At 36.1% G+C, this 15,276-nt stretch carries 15 protein-coding genes and 1 pseudogene; 12 read left to right on the top strand and 4 right to left on the bottom strand.

Annotation, left to right across the window (positions count from 1 at the left end; genetic code table 11):
• Positions 1–10 precede the first annotated feature (10 nt).
• The 7 genes and pseudogenes from dapF to recQ all read left to right on the top strand — a co-directional run bounded on the left by dapF (position 11) and on the right by recQ (position 7,741).
• Positions 11–841 (top strand): diaminopimelate epimerase, encoded by an 831-nt coding sequence (dapF, locus tag ACPUVN_RS17310; protein WP_426359065.1) that lies wholly within the window; start codon positions 11–13, stop codon positions 839–841.
• Positions 838–1,569: a DUF484 family protein gene (locus ACPUVN_RS17305; protein ID WP_426359066.1), complete on the top strand. Its 732-nt coding sequence runs from the start codon at positions 838–840 to the stop codon at positions 1,567–1,569. Before dapF ends, ACPUVN_RS17305 begins: the two co-directional genes overlap by 4 nt.
• On the top strand, positions 1,569–1,787 hold the full coding sequence (locus ACPUVN_RS17300; protein ID WP_426369527.1) for a hypothetical protein: 219 nt from the start codon (positions 1,569–1,571) through the stop codon (positions 1,785–1,787). Before ACPUVN_RS17305 ends, ACPUVN_RS17300 begins: the two co-directional genes overlap by 1 nt.
• 55 nt (positions 1,788–1,842) lie before the next feature.
• Complete coding sequence (locus ACPUVN_RS17295; protein ID WP_426370582.1) at positions 1,843–2,316, top strand: HAD-IA family hydrolase; 474 nt, start codon at positions 1,843–1,845, stop codon at positions 2,314–2,316.
• Positions 2,317–2,370: 54 nt separating this feature from the next.
• Positions 2,371–4,546: pseudogene (gene uvrD, locus ACPUVN_RS17290) on the top strand (DNA helicase II).
• A 20-nt stretch (positions 4,547–4,566) separates the two neighbouring features.
• The gene (locus ACPUVN_RS17285) at positions 4,567–5,817 is read left to right on the top strand and encodes a diguanylate cyclase (protein ID WP_426369526.1); all 1,251 of its coding nucleotides are present in this window, start codon (positions 4,567–4,569) and stop codon (positions 5,815–5,817) included.
• Between the two features lie 112 nt (positions 5,818–5,929).
• Positions 5,930–7,741: a DNA helicase RecQ gene (gene recQ / locus ACPUVN_RS17280; RefSeq protein ID WP_426360520.1), complete on the top strand. Its 1,812-nt coding sequence runs from the start codon at positions 5,930–5,932 to the stop codon at positions 7,739–7,741.
• 84 nt (positions 7,742–7,825) lie between these two features.
• On the opposite strand, the gene ACPUVN_RS17275 is transcribed toward recQ, so the two are convergent.
• Positions 7,826–8,125 carry a c-type cytochrome gene (locus ACPUVN_RS17275; RefSeq protein WP_426359071.1) on the bottom strand — a complete coding sequence of 100 codons (300 nt, stop codon included), beginning with the start codon at positions 8,123–8,125 and terminating at the stop codon, positions 7,826–7,828.
• Positions 8,126–8,303: 178 nt separating this feature from the next.
• Here ACPUVN_RS17275 and ACPUVN_RS17270 point away from each other — a divergent pair, with 178 nt between their 5' ends.
• On the top strand, positions 8,304–8,612 hold the full coding sequence (locus ACPUVN_RS17270; protein WP_426359072.1) for a DUF3630 family protein: 309 nt from the start codon (positions 8,304–8,306) through the stop codon (positions 8,610–8,612).
• A gap of 2 nt (positions 8,613–8,614) precedes the next feature.
• Positions 8,615–9,088: a DUF523 domain-containing protein gene (locus tag ACPUVN_RS17265; RefSeq protein ID WP_426359073.1), complete on the top strand. Its 474-nt coding sequence runs from the start codon at positions 8,615–8,617 to the stop codon at positions 9,086–9,088.
• Here ACPUVN_RS17265 and ACPUVN_RS17260 read toward each other — a convergent pair.
• Both ACPUVN_RS17260 and ACPUVN_RS17255 read right to left on the bottom strand, forming a co-directional pair.
• Complete coding sequence (locus ACPUVN_RS17260; protein ID WP_426359074.1) at positions 9,085–10,056, bottom strand: GGDEF domain-containing protein; 972 nt, start codon at positions 10,054–10,056, stop codon at positions 9,085–9,087. The two genes, ACPUVN_RS17265 and ACPUVN_RS17260, sit on opposite strands and share 4 nt — an antisense overlap.
• 436 nt (positions 10,057–10,492) lie before the next feature.
• Positions 10,493–10,714 (bottom strand): hypothetical protein, encoded by a 222-nt coding sequence (locus ACPUVN_RS17255; protein ID WP_426359075.1) that lies wholly within the window; start codon positions 10,712–10,714, stop codon positions 10,493–10,495.
• Positions 10,715–10,977: 263 nt separating this feature from the next.
• On the opposite strand from ACPUVN_RS17255, the gene tesB reads away from it, so the two are divergent.
• Positions 10,978–11,835, top strand: a complete 858-nt coding sequence (gene tesB / locus ACPUVN_RS17250; RefSeq protein ID WP_426359076.1) for an acyl-CoA thioesterase II — start codon at positions 10,978–10,980, stop codon at positions 11,833–11,835.
• 86 nt (positions 11,836–11,921) lie between these two features.
• Here tesB and ACPUVN_RS17245 read toward each other — a convergent pair whose 3' ends face one another.
• On the bottom strand, positions 11,922–13,172 hold the full coding sequence (locus tag ACPUVN_RS17245; protein ID WP_426359077.1) for a mechanosensitive ion channel family protein: 1,251 nt from the start codon (positions 13,170–13,172) through the stop codon (positions 11,922–11,924).
• A gap of 478 nt (positions 13,173–13,650) precedes the next feature.
• Here ACPUVN_RS17245 and ACPUVN_RS17240 point away from each other — a divergent pair, with 478 nt between their 5' ends.
• Positions 13,651–14,289: an MlaC/ttg2D family ABC transporter substrate-binding protein gene (locus tag ACPUVN_RS17240; RefSeq protein ID WP_426359078.1), complete on the top strand. Its 639-nt coding sequence runs from the start codon at positions 13,651–13,653 to the stop codon at positions 14,287–14,289.
• A gap of 28 nt (positions 14,290–14,317) precedes the next feature.
• Entirely contained in the window at positions 14,318–15,187 is an 870-nt protein-coding gene (locus tag ACPUVN_RS17235) for a mechanosensitive ion channel family protein (protein WP_426359079.1), read from the top strand.
• Positions 15,188–15,276 lie beyond the last annotated feature (89 nt).

The raw sequence follows: 15,276 nt of genomic DNA, 5'->3' as shown, positions 1-15,276 counted from the left end.
TAAGAAATAGATGCTTGTAAATTTTTCAAAAATGCACGGTTTAGGTAACGACTTTCTAGTATTAGATAACGTTACGCAAAATGTTTATTTGTCGAACGAACAAATAAAGCACCTTGCCGATCGTAATTTTGGCGTAGGCTTCGATCAACTTTTAGTGGTTGAGCCGCCTTATGACCCAGATTTAGACTTTCACTACCGCATTTATAATGCTGATGGCAGTGAAGTAGGTCAGTGTGGTAATGGTGCCCGTTGTTTCGCACGTTTTGTTCGCTTAAAAAGCTTAACAAATAAAAACAAAATTAAAGTCTCTACTCAGTCAGGTAAAATGACGCTGTTTGTTGAGCGTGACGGAAAAATTACCGTGACCATGCCTATTCCACAGTTTGAGCCAAATAAAATACCTTTTACCGCTCAAAAAACTGAAGGCACCTATATTCTGCGTAGTGAAGAAGAAACGGTATTATGTGGCGCTGTTTCTATGGGGAATCCTCATTGTGTTATTACTGTTGATTCCGTTGCAGATGCACCGCTAGAAACATTAGGTAAAGCCCTTGCTACTCACGAACGTTTTCCTGAAGGCGTTAACGTAGGGTTTATGGAAGTGGTTACGCCTGAGTATGTAAAACTACGTGTTTATGAACGTGGTGCAGCGGAAACATTAGCTTGTGGCAGCGGCGCTTGTGCGGCAGTCGTTATAGGTCAAATTCAAAAGAAATTGGCTAAAGAAGTTACCGTTGAATTACCTGGTGGTAAACTGAAAATATTCTGGAAAGGTCCAGGTAACCCAGTAAAAATGACAGGTGATGCTGTTCATGTTTTTGACGGACAAATACATATATGAGTTCAGAATTCAGTTCAAACAATAAATCGAGTGGCGTAACAGAGGCTAACTTAATGCAATCTGCAGAGCTCATATTGTCAGACGATATCGTAGTAAGTTATTTACAAGATAATCCTGAAATATTCGCTCGTCATCCAGAGTTATTAAGTAGTTTACGTCTTAATGATCATCAACGCGGCACGGTTTCTTTAGTTGAGCGACAACAACAACAACTAAGACAAAAAGTTCATGCGTTAGAAGATGAAATTACGCAGTTAATGTCTATTGCGAATAACAATGAACAGCTGTTTTCGTTATACAGCGATTTGTATTTACGCTTACTTGATTGCACATCAGCGAGTGAGCTACTTGATTGTTTATATCAAGCCATCACTGAGCTGTTGTCATTATCAAGCTTAAAGCTATGGTTAATAGACCCTGTAGATATTGAACACCACAGTTTAATTAAAAACGATTGCGGTGGCATAGTTCAAAACAGATTAACAAATGATGATTACTATTTTGGGCGTTTACAACAAAGTGAACAGCAAATGGTATTCTCTAAAGTTACTGAAGGTTCAGTTGTGCTTGTTAAGTTAGAGTATGACAATAACGTATTAGGATTTTTAGCCATAAGTAGCCAAGATGCTGAGCATTTTGATCCACGTATGGACACCTTGTTACTGAGTCAGTTTAGAAAGCTGATTGCCAAGCTTCTTCTCCAACAACTAAAAGCAAAAAGCGCCTAATGAAAGTTTATCGTCGATTAGCTCCTTTTAAAGCCATTAGTTTTGACTTAGACGATACGCTCTATAGCAATCATCCTATTATGGTTACAACAAGTGATGCGATGCTGGCTTATTTCAAAAAAGAGATGCCTGCATTACTTGATAACTCTACTGATATACAAGTTGAATACGACATCGAATTTTGGGCTGAATATAAAGAAAAAAGCTCTGATATTTAACCTTGAATTAAAGCACGATGTTGGCACTTTACGCAGCGAGACTTATTACTTGGGTATGATTGCTTTAGGTATATCTAAAACTCAAGCTCGCCAAGCTGCACAAAAAGCAGTCGCGCATTTTAACTTTCATCGAAGTAATTTTACTGTGCCAGAACACATTCACCGTTTGTTAGCCGCACTTGCCAAAAAATGGCCTTTAATTGCTATCAGTAATGGTAATGTTAATACCGAAACCATCAAACTTAAACAGTACTTTAGTGCGACTTATCATGCAGGCGGGCAGTCTGCAGGTAAATTAAATAAGCACAAACCTTGTCCTGATATGTTTAATAGCGCCTGTAAACATTTAAAAATAAAGCCTGAAGAATTATTACACGTAGGTGACTGTGGCAAAGCAGACATTTTAGGTGGAATTCTTGCTGGCTGCCAAACTGCTTGGGTATCAAGTTATGACGTGGGTCAACCTTTGTCTATTTTACCTAACATTGAATTATCGGATGTTGAAGAGTTATATCAATTCTTAACATAACAACTGCCCAACATACCTTTTTATCTTTTAAACTTATCAAAATTTGGCTTATCTATGGATGTTTCTCAATTACTCGACTCGTTAAACGAAAAACAACGCGATGTCGTTGCTGCTCCCTTACAAAATATGCTGGTACTTGCAGGAGCAGGTAGTGGGAAAACACGCGTACTTGTACAACGTATTGCTTGGTTAATGCAGGTTGAAAACGCCTCTTCTCATAGTGTTTTAGCGGTAACATTTACCAATAAAGCGGCAGCTGAAATGCGTGCTCGTGTAGAGCAAACAGTTGGCGGTAATACTCACGGTATGTGGATTGGTACTTTCCATGGCTTAGCGCATCGTTTATTGCGCATGCATTTTCAAGAAGCTAAATTACCGCAAACCTTTCAAGTATTAGATTCTGACGATCAATTAAGATTAGTTAAACGTATTGTTCGCTCCCTTAATATTGATGAAAAAAGATATCCACCCAAACAACTCCAATGGTATATCAACGGTAAAAAAGATGAAGGCATCCGCCCTCAACACATCGAAGTTTACGACGATCCAACAGAGCAAACTTTTGTAAAAGTTTATAAAGGTTATCAAGACGCGTGTAATTTAGCGGGTTTAGTAGATTTTGCCGAACTGCTGTTAAGAGCGCATGAGCTTTGGTTAGATAACCCCGTATTGTTAGAACATTACCAACAACGCTTTAAACATATTCTGGTGGACGAATTTCAAGATACCAACAGCATTCAATATGCTTGGTTAAATATTTTAGGTAAAGCATCAAGCAAAGTGATGATTGTTGGTGATGATGATCAGTCTATTTATGGCTGGCGTGGCGCTAAAATAGAAAACATTGAACGCTTCTTAAAAGATTTTGATAACGCTCAAACAATCAAGCTTGAGCAAAATTATCGATCTACTGCTAATATTCTAAATGCAGCCAATAAACTTATTTCAAACAACAATAATCGTTTAGGTAAAGATCTTTGGACTCAAGACGAGTCTGGAGAAAAAATATCTATTTACACAGCCTTCAACGAAATAGATGAAGCGCGCTTTATTGCTGGGCGAATTAAAGATTGGCAGAAAAAAAAGTGGTTCATTAAGCGATGTCGCTATTTTATATCGTAGTAACGCACAATCACGTTTACTTGAGGAAGCCTTGCTACAAGGTGGGCTACCTTACAGAATTTACGGTGGTCAGCGTTTCTTCGAACGACAAGAAATTAAAGATGCTTTAGCTTACATGCGTTTGCTTAATAATCGAGATGATGATGCTGCGTTCGAACGCATAATAAATACGCCTACACGAGGTATTGGTAATCAAAGTATTTCGTTGATACGAGATGCCGCGAGAAGCTTGAATGTTACCTTATGGCAAGCTTGTCAGCACATGATCAACAATGAAGAGCTTAAAGGTAGAAGTGCAAAAGTTATTACACATTTTGTAGAACTGATTAATCAGCTTGAAGATGATTCGTGTAATTTGAACTTAGATCAACAAGCTAACTTTGTTATTAAAAATAGTGGCTTAAAAGCTATGTATCAAGCCGAGAAAGGTGAACGTGCAGAAGCAAGAATAGAAAACTTAAATGAATTAGTAACGGCTTGCCAAACGTTTGAAATGGATCCTGAATTAGAAGAAGGTCAAACCAAGTTAACCTCTTTCTTAACTCATGCTGCACTTGAGTCAGGTGAATCGCAAGCAGATGAATACGAGTCAGCAGTTCAGTTGATGACAATGCATTCAGCTAAAGGGCTAGAATTCCCATTAGTCTTTATTGCAGGTTTAGAAGAAGGCATGTTTCCTTCTCAACAATCGGTTGAAGAGATAGGTCGTTTAGAAGAAGAAAGACGTTTATGTTACGTTGGTATGACTCGTGCTATGCAGAAGTTATATTTATGTCACGCAGAAAGCCGACGTTTATATGGTCAAGAGAAGTACCATAAACCCAGTCGTTTTTTAAGAGAATTACCAAACGAATGTACTGAAGAAATACGTTTACAAAATCAAGTATCTCGACCAGCAAGTACAGGTAAATTTTCAAATACATTTACAACAGAAACATTCGCGAACACTGGGTTTTCATTAGGTCAGTCGGTTACTCACGCAAAGTTTGGTGAAGGTGTTGTACTTAATTATGAAGGTTCAGGTGCTCAAAGTCGTATACAAGTTAACTTTGCTGAAGTTGGCAGTAAATGGCTCGTTGTAGCTTATGCGAATTTACAAGCGATTTAATCTGGGGATAGGTTTGATATATGTCTAAAAAGTTATTAGTGATAGAAGACAGTAAACCCATTGCGCGCATTATTGAAACTATAGCTCAATCACTTAATTTTGATGTAACACTGGCGACCAGTTTAGAGTCAGTAAAAAAGATCGTTGAAGAAGATAATAGCTTTTTTGTCGCCACCGTGGATTATGGCTTACCTGATGCAGAAAATGGTGAAGCCATTCCATATGTTATATCGAAAGGTATTCCAAGCATTGTTCTCACTGGAATGATGGATGATGAAACACGTCAAGAGATACTCAGCCAGCCAGTCATTGATTATATTCCAAAAGAAAACAGCCAAGCTTTTCTTTACCTAAAACGCATTCTTGAATATCAATTAACTAACTCTATTTATGGTATTTTGGTTGTTGATGATTCTTTATCGACTCGTAATTACATTGTTGAATTATTAAAGCGCCGTAACTTTACTGTTTATACAGCCACACAAGGTAAAGAAGCTTTAGAAGTATTAGCAGAAAATTCCGATATTAAATTGGTGATCACTGATTTAGAAATGCCTGTTATGGACGGCATTACATTATGTAATGAGATTCGTAAGAAATACAGTCGAGAACAGCTTGCCATTATTGGTATTTCGGGTGCAATTAACGGAACACATTCAGCGCGTTTTATTAAGAATGGTGCTGATGACTTTTTACGTAAACCTTTTTGTCTTGAAGAATTCTATTGTCGTATTACTCAAAATATAGATAACCTCAATAATATTGAAAAAATTCAGCATGCTGCAAATACTGATTATCTAACAGAGTTACCTAATCGCCGTGCTTTTTTTACAAATGCAGAACCTTGTGTACAGCAATATATTAAAGACAAAGCAACTTATTGCGTAGCCATTTTTGATATAGATTTCTTTAAAAAAGTTAATGATGTTCATGGGCATGATGCAGGTGATCATATCCTTAAGGTATTTGCTCTCTACCTCAGAAAACATTTAGGTACAGGCTTATTGTCACGCCTAGGTGGAGAAGAATTTAGTGTTGTATTATCAGGTACTGATAAAAAAGAGTTATATACAAAGCTAGACCAATTTCGTGAAAATGTTGCCAGTTCAGCAGTAAGTTATGCCGACACAGAAATCAATTATAGTGTGAGTATTGGGGTTGTATTTAATAGTACAAAAACCCTAACACAACAAATGATAGAAGCCGATGCCGCACTTTATTTTGCCAAAGAAAACGGTCGAAATAGAATAGCTGTTGCAGACAAAATATAATAAAAAACATCCTTTATCTCAATAAGCTTTAGATTAAAGGAAAATAAACCTCACCCATTGGCTTCAGCTACGTTAAAATACAGGCCTTATTATTACACTGAAGATAAATGTGATTAACAGCGCTGAGCCAAGCATATCAACAACACTATTACTCGATACCTTAAAACATAATTTTGGTTATGAATCTTTTCGTCAAGGACAAGAAGATATTATCAAACAATTGTTTAATGGAAGAGACAGCCTTGTTTTAATGCCTACAGGTGGCGGAAAATCAATGTGCTATCAGCTGCCAGCTATTTTATTGCCCGGCGTAACCATAGTTGTATCACCTCTTATTGCTTTAATGAAAGATCAAGTTGATAGCCTTACACTACAAGGTATTTCAGCGGCTTATATCAATTCAAGCTTAGATCAAGCCACCATAACGCAAACCATGCAGTCTTTGTATCGAGGTGAGATTAAGCTTTTATACATAGCGCCAGAAAGATTGAATAGTTATTATTTTGTTCAAGAATTGATGCAACTTAACATCAGTTTATTTGCTATTGATGAAGCTCACTGTATTTCTCAATGGGGTCACGATTTTAGACCGGCTTACACTAAGCTCAATAGTATTAAACAAAATTTCCCTAACATTCCTGTTATGGCACTTACAGCAACAGCCGATGTAACCACGCGTAAAGACATTCTTGCTCAGTTAGACTTAATCGATCCTTACATTCATCTTGATAGCTTCGATCGCCCTAATATTCGCCTAACTATGGCAGAAAAATACAACGGCGAGCAGCAACTACTTGGTTATATAAAAAAACGACGTGAAGAGTGCGGCATTATTTACTGTAACAGTCGTTGGCAAGTAGAAAAGCTTTCTAAATATCTCGGTAGCTCAGGTATTAACTGCGCTGCCTACCATGCTGGTATGGAAGTAGAAATCAGGAACACAGTACAAGACTCGTTTGCTAAAGATAATATTCAAGTAGTGATTGCAACCATAGCTTTTGGTTTAGGCATCAATAAATCAAACATCCGTTACGTTATACATTTTGAGCCACCAAAAACCTTAGAATCTTATTATCAAGAAATTGGTCGAGCAGGGCGAGATGGTTTAGAAGCTGAAGCTTTATTCTTATATGACCTAAAAGATGTAGAACGCATCAAGAAGCGTATTAGTGAAGGTGAAAACGAACAAAGGGTAAATGTAGAACTGCAGCGTTTTCAAGCCATGATTGGCTTCTTTGACGCTCAAACATGTCGAAGACAGGTCGTACTAAACTATTTTGCTGAATATACCCAAAAGCGCTGTGGTAACTGTGATATTTGTTTAGATCCACCAAGCTTATTCGATGCTTCAATTGAAGCACAAAAAGTATTGTCATGTGTTTATCGTATTCAACAACAAGGCGATATTGAGCATGTTATTGATGTTTTAAGAGGCGAGCACACCATCGCTATAAAGCAAAAAAAGCATGATACAGTTTCAACTTTTGGTATCGGACAAGAAAAAACACCTGGGTATTGGTTCTCTATTGTTAGACAACTTATTCATTTAGGATACTTACAGCAAGATATTTCACAACAGTCTACTTTATGTTTAACACAAGCTTCACGAGCTGTATTAAAAGCAGAAGAGCCTTTAATGCTAGCATCACCAAGGCTGCAAAAAGCCAGTTACTGGAAAAGAGATAAACCTAATCAATCATACGATCGAGTGTTATTTGCCAAACTACGAACCCTTAGAAAAGAAATCGCAGATGCAGAAGATATAGCACCGTTCATTGTATTTAGTGATGCGACATTATCTGAGCTAGCAAAAGTGAAACCTTTTAACTCAAGAGATATGTTAGCCATAAGTGGAATTGGTGATACTAAACTGGCGAGATATGGACAGCCATTTTTAGAACTGATCCAGCAACACTCTCGTTGATATTACGGCAATGAGCACAAGGTTGAGATCAAAAAAAAGCGCTAAATAGCGCTTTTTCATTATTTAATCTTTAGTTACTCAAGCTTATTTTATGCTTGCGTAATATGCCGCAACGTTAGCGATATCAGCATCAGATAAGCCCATAGCCATTGGAGCCATTACAGGATCTTTACGATTGCCCGCTTTAAAATCTTTTAATTGCTTAGCAAGGTAAGCTTCTTTTTGTCCAGCTAGGTTAGGGTACATTGGAATTGCCGAAACACCCATAGCACCGTGACAAGCAGCACAAACTGCAGTTTTAGCTTTACCAGCAGCAATATCACCAGCAAATACAGGAGAAGCAATTAATGCTGTTAATGCAACAGCCATAGTCAATTTTTTCATATATTATCTCTCTAAACGTATAATTATTGATATTGCTGCTAGATTACATGGATTTGCGAAAAAAATATATCGATTAGGTCAAGTTTTTTTCAATCTCTTTATTAAAGTAACCTGTATTAAACGTGCGTTGCCGTATAAAATAATACAAATAATTTAAAACCCAAAGTGACTCACTCCTATGCTTGAACAAAGCAAAATTGCATCATTAACGCTTATTAACGAAAACAGCTTACAAATAATCTTTCATGAAATTTGGTATCAAGAAGATGTTTCTCAGCTTACCGCTGATGTTCTAAGTGCACTAAAAGATCACAATATACTTGAAACGATTTCCGGGGCGGATCGAGAAAATTGTCGCTTTGAATGGCAACAAGAATATTTTATGATGAATTTTGAATGTTATAGCCAGTCATGTTGGATTGAAAACGAAACAACTCCAAATCTCTCTTTATTAACCACAATAAAACAACATTTAGAAGTGTCATAACGATGGACAGAATATTTATTAGTGCCTGCTTTATGGGTGAAAATGTAAGATATGATGGCGGTCATCAAAGCTTGTTAAGCCACGCTCGGTTTGCTGAAACTATCGAGAAGTGGAAACAAGAAAAACGCTTACTGAGTGGGTGCCCTGAATGTTTAGGTGGACTTCCTGTACCGAGAGATCCCGCAGAAATACAGCAAGAAAACCAACAGATAATTACGGTGAATAATGTAGACGTTACCGATAGCTTTCAGCGTGGGGCATTAAAAGCATTAGATTTATGTTTAAAGCATAATATTAAATATGCCTTACTTAAAGAATCGAGTCCTTCTTGCGGAAGCCATACTATTTATGACGGCACATTTTCTAATACCAAAATTGATGGACAAGGCGTCACTGCCAAACTTCTAACGCAGCATAATATTAAAGTGTTTTCTGAAAAAAACATTGCAGATCTTATCGCGCAAATCGCTAGCTAGGTACTAATTGAATGGCGTGTTTTACTGATCAGTGCATTTACGTTTTGCGACACTTTAAAATTATTAACACCTAATGAAATAGTCATTTTTGGTAATCGAATTCCCGACCTACTACTAACGAATCTCAACTTACCAACACCTTCTCTTATTTTCTCTCCAATTTCATTAGCAATAGCTTCATCGACTTCAGGTAATAAAATAAGAAATTCATCGCCACCCGTTCGAATAGGTAAACCACTGCCATCAACATAACTTTCAATTTTTTGGGCAATTTTCGAGAGTAAAACATCACCAATAAGTGAGCCGAAGCGTTGAGTGATTTGAGTATATTGATCAACATTAATCACAATAGCGGCAACATACTTATTAGGGTCTTCTTTGAACCATGCTTCAATATGTTTAGACATAGCTTTGCGATTATATAAACCCGTCAAAGAGTCTAAATAAAGTTCATCTCTAACGTCATCAAGTTCATCTTTAAGTTGTTCGTTATTTTTTTGTACTTCTTGCAATTGTTCAGCAAGTTGCTGTTGTTGTGTTTTGAAATCTCGCGTGGCTTTAACGAGGTTGCGACTAGCGAGAGAGACTTTATCTTTTTCACCTGATTTTAAATCATGTAAATTAGTATCTAATTCGGAAATAAAACCATCGACAGAACGTATTGATTGTTCGCTATTTGATTGAATGGAGGTAAGTAGTTCATCAAGATCATCAACAATATCATCTCGAAATTTACTCTGCCCTAAGATGAACTGTTGGTATACAGCTTCAATATAGAAGTTATCGAGTTTTTTGCCTGTGGAAAGTTGATATTTGATGGCGCTAACTAGCGCTTGATTAGCTTGTGAGACAAATTCATAACTAACAGCGTAGTTAATTGGGCTCGCGGCTAAATGCCATAATCTTAATTGATTCACCGCGAGTGACAGTAATTCATCCGCCTGCTTGATGGAATCTTGATATTTCATACCACACCTTTAAATTACTTATAAAATAATAATATTTAGAATATATTTCTGGTGTATTAAATAGAAAAATCACGACTACCGTTTGCAAGCCTCAATGACTAATTTGCAACAATGTGATCATAACTTTTCTTAAACTCATAGCCTCGGCACATATGCGGTGCTTCTTTTGCTTTTAAAACGAATAAGTGTCGACAGAGTTTATTCAACTTATATTAACGCCATAAATTGAGAGTTCTATCATCCCGTATTGGGATTATGCATGCTGTCTTTCATATTAGCCTTTCCTGCGATAATACAGAATAGATCATATGAGAGTGACGCTATTGAATGATTAAAAATCTAATGCAAATCTATAATACAGTGTAATGAGAAATTTTGAACGAAAAAAAACGAGTTACTTTTTCAAGTAACTCGTTTTAAAAAATTTTATCTAAACTTAACGTAACTGAATAGAAGGAGCTGTGTTTATTTCACCATCTGATGAAATTGTGGCTGCATTATTGTCACATAATAAAACGGCTGTACTGCCACCTTGTTGCTCTCTGATATAAGCGAGATCATATCCAAATTGAGTTAAACTGCTTGCTGCAAATTTTTGCGCAAGAGAAAGTTTATCCCATAAACTGGACTGCTCTTCAGCACTTACTCTCCTTTCCAATAACGCCTCCCTCTCCATAATCGCTTGCATGATCTACCTCTTAATACGATAAAAACAAGAAAAGTTTGTTTATATTTGTAACGGTACGCGACATTAATTACATATGCAACTGTTTAAATTTTAAGCTAACAACTACTTTACCTATATTTAACAATTGATTAACATTCAATCATTAACTCTTTAAACAATAAGCAAAAAATTACATATAAATTCTAATAACACTCGTTATAATTAACCTATTCTTTATCTGCGGATTTGTATTTATGGGCCAAGTATTAACGGAGTTAGTCTCTCTTTTACAGTTAGAAAAAATTGAAGATGGGATTTATAGAGGACAATCACAAGACATTGGATTTAAAGCCTTATTTGGCGGTCAAGTGATGGGGCAAGCCGTATCAGCAGCCATTGAAACAGTTGAACCTGATCGTAATATTCACTCTTTGCATTCGTACTTTTTACGCGCTGGCGACTCTAACAAGCCTGTTGTTTATGAAGTCGAAATTCTCAGAGATGGCAAAAGCTTTAATACACGACGTGTAAAAGCCATTCAAAATGGTAAAGCCATATTTTATATGACCGCTTCTTTTCAAGTAGCTGAGTCGGGATTTGAACATCAAGATATTATGCCTGATGTACCAGCTCCTGATAATCTTCCTTCATATAATGACTTTATTTTTGATCATCAAGAATATATTCCAGAAAGTGTTAGAGGAAAGTTTCTTGCAGAAAGACCCGTAGAGCTTAGACCTGTACAAAAATATAATTGGGTACACCCAGAAAAGTCGCCAGCACTTCACCAAATGTGGATAAAAGCGAATGGCTCTTTACCTGACGATCCGCATATCCATTCATGTATGCTAGCGTATTGTTCTGATTTTCAGTTTTTAACTACGTCTTTAATGCCACATGGTGCAAGCTATTGGACCCCAGACTTTCAAATGGCATCAATCGATCATGCTATGTGGTTTCATCGTCCATTTAGAGTTGACGAATGGTTACTCTATTCTACTGACAGCCCAAGTGCCTGTGGCGGTAGAGGTTTAGTGAAAGGCCAAATATTTAATCAGAAAGGTGAGTTGGTTGCATCAACAATGCAGGAAGGTCTTATACGCCAGCGTTAAGATTGAACATAAAATCGTATCATCATAAAAAAGTTACTTATTTAATCTATGTATTGATGAAATAAGTAACTTATCAAACTCAATTTCTAATTTTCAGCATTCATTTTACGCCAATCATTCCCAGTAGGATGTTGGAAAATACGTAAACCAAACAATGGTGCCATCGCGAATATATGATCAAATATATCGGCTTGAATACTTTCATAATTCACCCAGTTTTGATCATTACTAAAACAGTAAAGCTCTAATGGAATGCCTGACTCGGTAGAGGCTAATTGTCTTACCATGCAAGTCATCTCAGAATGCACCTTAGGATGTTGAGCTAAATAAGCTGCTATGTAAGCTCTAAAGGTACCAATATTCGTTAATTGTCTACTATTACCTAAATCATCAGGCGCTAAGCCTAATGCATTTCGGTCTTGATTAATTTCTGCCGTTTTATTCGCTAAATACTGCGTCAGTAATTTAATCTTTGATAACGTTTCCAGTTCATCTTGTTGATAAAATTTAACACTGCCAATATCGATAATAATAGAACGTTTAATACGTCGACCGCCCGACTGCATCATGCCACGCCAGTTTCTAAATGAACCACTAATTAATGCATAAGTTGGTACGGTGGTAATAGTGTTATCAAAATTCTTAACTTTTACCGTATTTAAACCAATTTCTAAAACGTCGCCATCTGCGCCATAAGTAGGTAATTCAATCCAGTCTCCTGGTGCCACCATTTTATTAGCTGATATTTGAATACTGGCAACTAAACCTTTGATGGTGTCTTGAAATACCAATAAAAGCACAGCAGTTAATGCACCTAAACCACTTAATAAATAAAACGGAGATTTACCTAAAACATACGAAATAGATAAAATAGACGCGACAATATAAACAATCAGTTTGATCACTTGAATTGAAGAGTTTAGCGGTAAATATTTTTCAGTTGCTGTACGCTTATAAGAGCTTTTAATAACGTTTAGTAACGCGCCTATACAACGTGCAACCTGAAAGCTAATCGCTATTTTGGCGAAGGTTAAGAAGAAATGCCCAAGTACACTTTCAGCATCAACAAGATGAGGCGTTAAAAACCAGAGAAAGAGAAAAGGCGTTAATAGGGCAACTCGATTAAATACTCTGTATTCAAGCAGTAAATCATCCCACGTATTTTTTGAGTGAGAAATAATCTTTTTAATTATGACAAGCAACTGATGCTTAGAAAGATAATAACTTATGCCACATAAAATAAAGATAAGTGCTGCACCAACCCAAGATCTCGCATAAGGAAGATAGGCTGCACCTACATTTTGTTCAATTAACCAATTATTTATTACTTCAATCATTTAACGACCTTGTTCTCATGTTTTTTAAGAGGATTAATAATGTGACTTTCTAAAAAGATTGGTAGCCAACTTGAAGAGGTTTTAAAGGATAACGATAACCTTTAGCCAGCAAACAGGCACACAATACCATAGGAAAGATTATATCAGGTGAAGTCCTCACAAGTTTACTATTTTTGTTAACGCCTTAGTTAGCGCCTCTCATCTAAACCATCTAATAAAAACAATTAACTTATTGATTTAAAATAACAAAAAAAAGTCACACACTTAATCATCATTCACATTAGGTTACTATTGTTGTATCTACATTAAAGGTGAAATCACATATCCTAGTTTCACGCATGGCTGTTTTAACTTAAGCTTTTGTAATAAGCAGAGTTAATCACTTTTTTTGATGGCATTAAGAAATTTATTACGCTTGCTTGTTTCTATACTAAGCATACAATCACCTTAGTTTTTCTACCCTATTGAATAAAGTAAAATGAAAAAATCATCTAAAAGAAATGTCGACATCTTTGTTGTTCTGTTTATTGCATTAAGCTTACTCATAGCTAATATGGCTATGGCTTCCGCAGATGATGCAGAAACTAAGGTTAAACAAGTATTTGAACAAATAGAGTCTTCTCTAACAAATTTGAAAACAGCCAACCAATTTACTAAAGGTAATATTAGAGACGAGTTAAATAAATCTCTTCTACCTGAAGTAAATATTAGATTTTTCAGTAGTAAAGTATTGAACAAAAACCTGCAAAAAGTGCCAGAAGAATTGCGTGAAGCGTTTAGTATCGAGCTATCAAAACAGTTAATTAATACTTACAGCAACATGTTAAGTAAATATAACAATGAAAAAATAACTATTGGCCAAGGATCTTTGTCAAAAAGTGGAAAGATTGCCATGGTTAATGTCACAATAGTCGGTGAGTCAGCAACAAATAAAGCTGTTGTAAAACTACTTAAGTCTAACGACGATACTTGGCAGTTTTTTGATATTGTTGTTGAAGGCATTAGCTTACTTGATAGCAAACAAGCAGAGATTAACTCAAGCTTCAATAAGTTAGGTGCTGAAGGCACACTAGAACGCATAAAAGAATTAAATATTCGAAGCATTAATGCTTCATAAAATAGAAAGAAGGAAATAAGAGATTATTATGAACTGGTTATACGACACGTTCAATTCAGCAGAAATATCAGGGTTACTTTCAAATAACAAAACTGTCGTTACCGTCATGTTTATTTTTGTTTTCTTTCTGGTGAAATATTTCATCATAAAGTTAATAAAAACCAAGTCTAAACAGAATAAAAGATTACAAATTAATATGGTAAATAACCTTTTTACCTTATTAATGATTATTGCCATTTTTAATATTTGGTCGGCCGAAATACAAAAATTTGCCTTTTCGATTGCCGCTTTTATCGTTGCTATTGTTTTAGCAACAAGAGAGTTTATTCAGTGTTTTATTGGCTTTGTATACATCTTATCAAGTCGCCCATTTAGAGTGGGTGATTGGATACAGGTAGGTAATTACTACGGTGAAGTTCACTCTACCGATTGGGCTAAATTAACACTGTTAGAAATTGATAAAGATGAATACCAATACACAGGTAAAACGCTGTATCTACCTAATAGTCAGCTAATAACGTCAATCATTAAAAACCTGAACTTCTTAAAACGCTACGCCATGCATCACTTTACTATTGTACGAGATGACAGCGTAAACCCGTATGAGTTCTTAGATGAATTAAATGCTAACGCACACAGTTATTGTAAAGACTTTAGAGATGTAGCGATTCGTTATAATCAACTAATAGAAAATAGATTAGGAATTAACATTGCAGGACCTGATCCGCATATTCAAGTAGCGACGTCAGATATAGGTAATACACAAGTATTATTTACTGTATTTTGCCCAACAGACAAAGCATTAGAGATAGAACAAAAATTAACATCTGACTTTATGACCTTATGGTTTAAACACAAAGCCAGCATGCCAGTATACTGCTCGTTAGAAAAGAAATAGCAATTAGGGTCTGTTGATATTTAGACAAGGCAGAGTATGTGACGTGTAGCTGGCTACTCGAACATATGATAACGCCCTGTCTATCCAAA

It is taken from the genome of Pseudocolwellia antarctica (assembly GCF_049933045.1).
Taxonomy (GTDB): Bacteria; Pseudomonadota; Gammaproteobacteria; order Enterobacterales; family Alteromonadaceae; genus Pseudocolwellia.
This window is presented reverse-complemented; position numbering and strand designations above follow the sequence as displayed.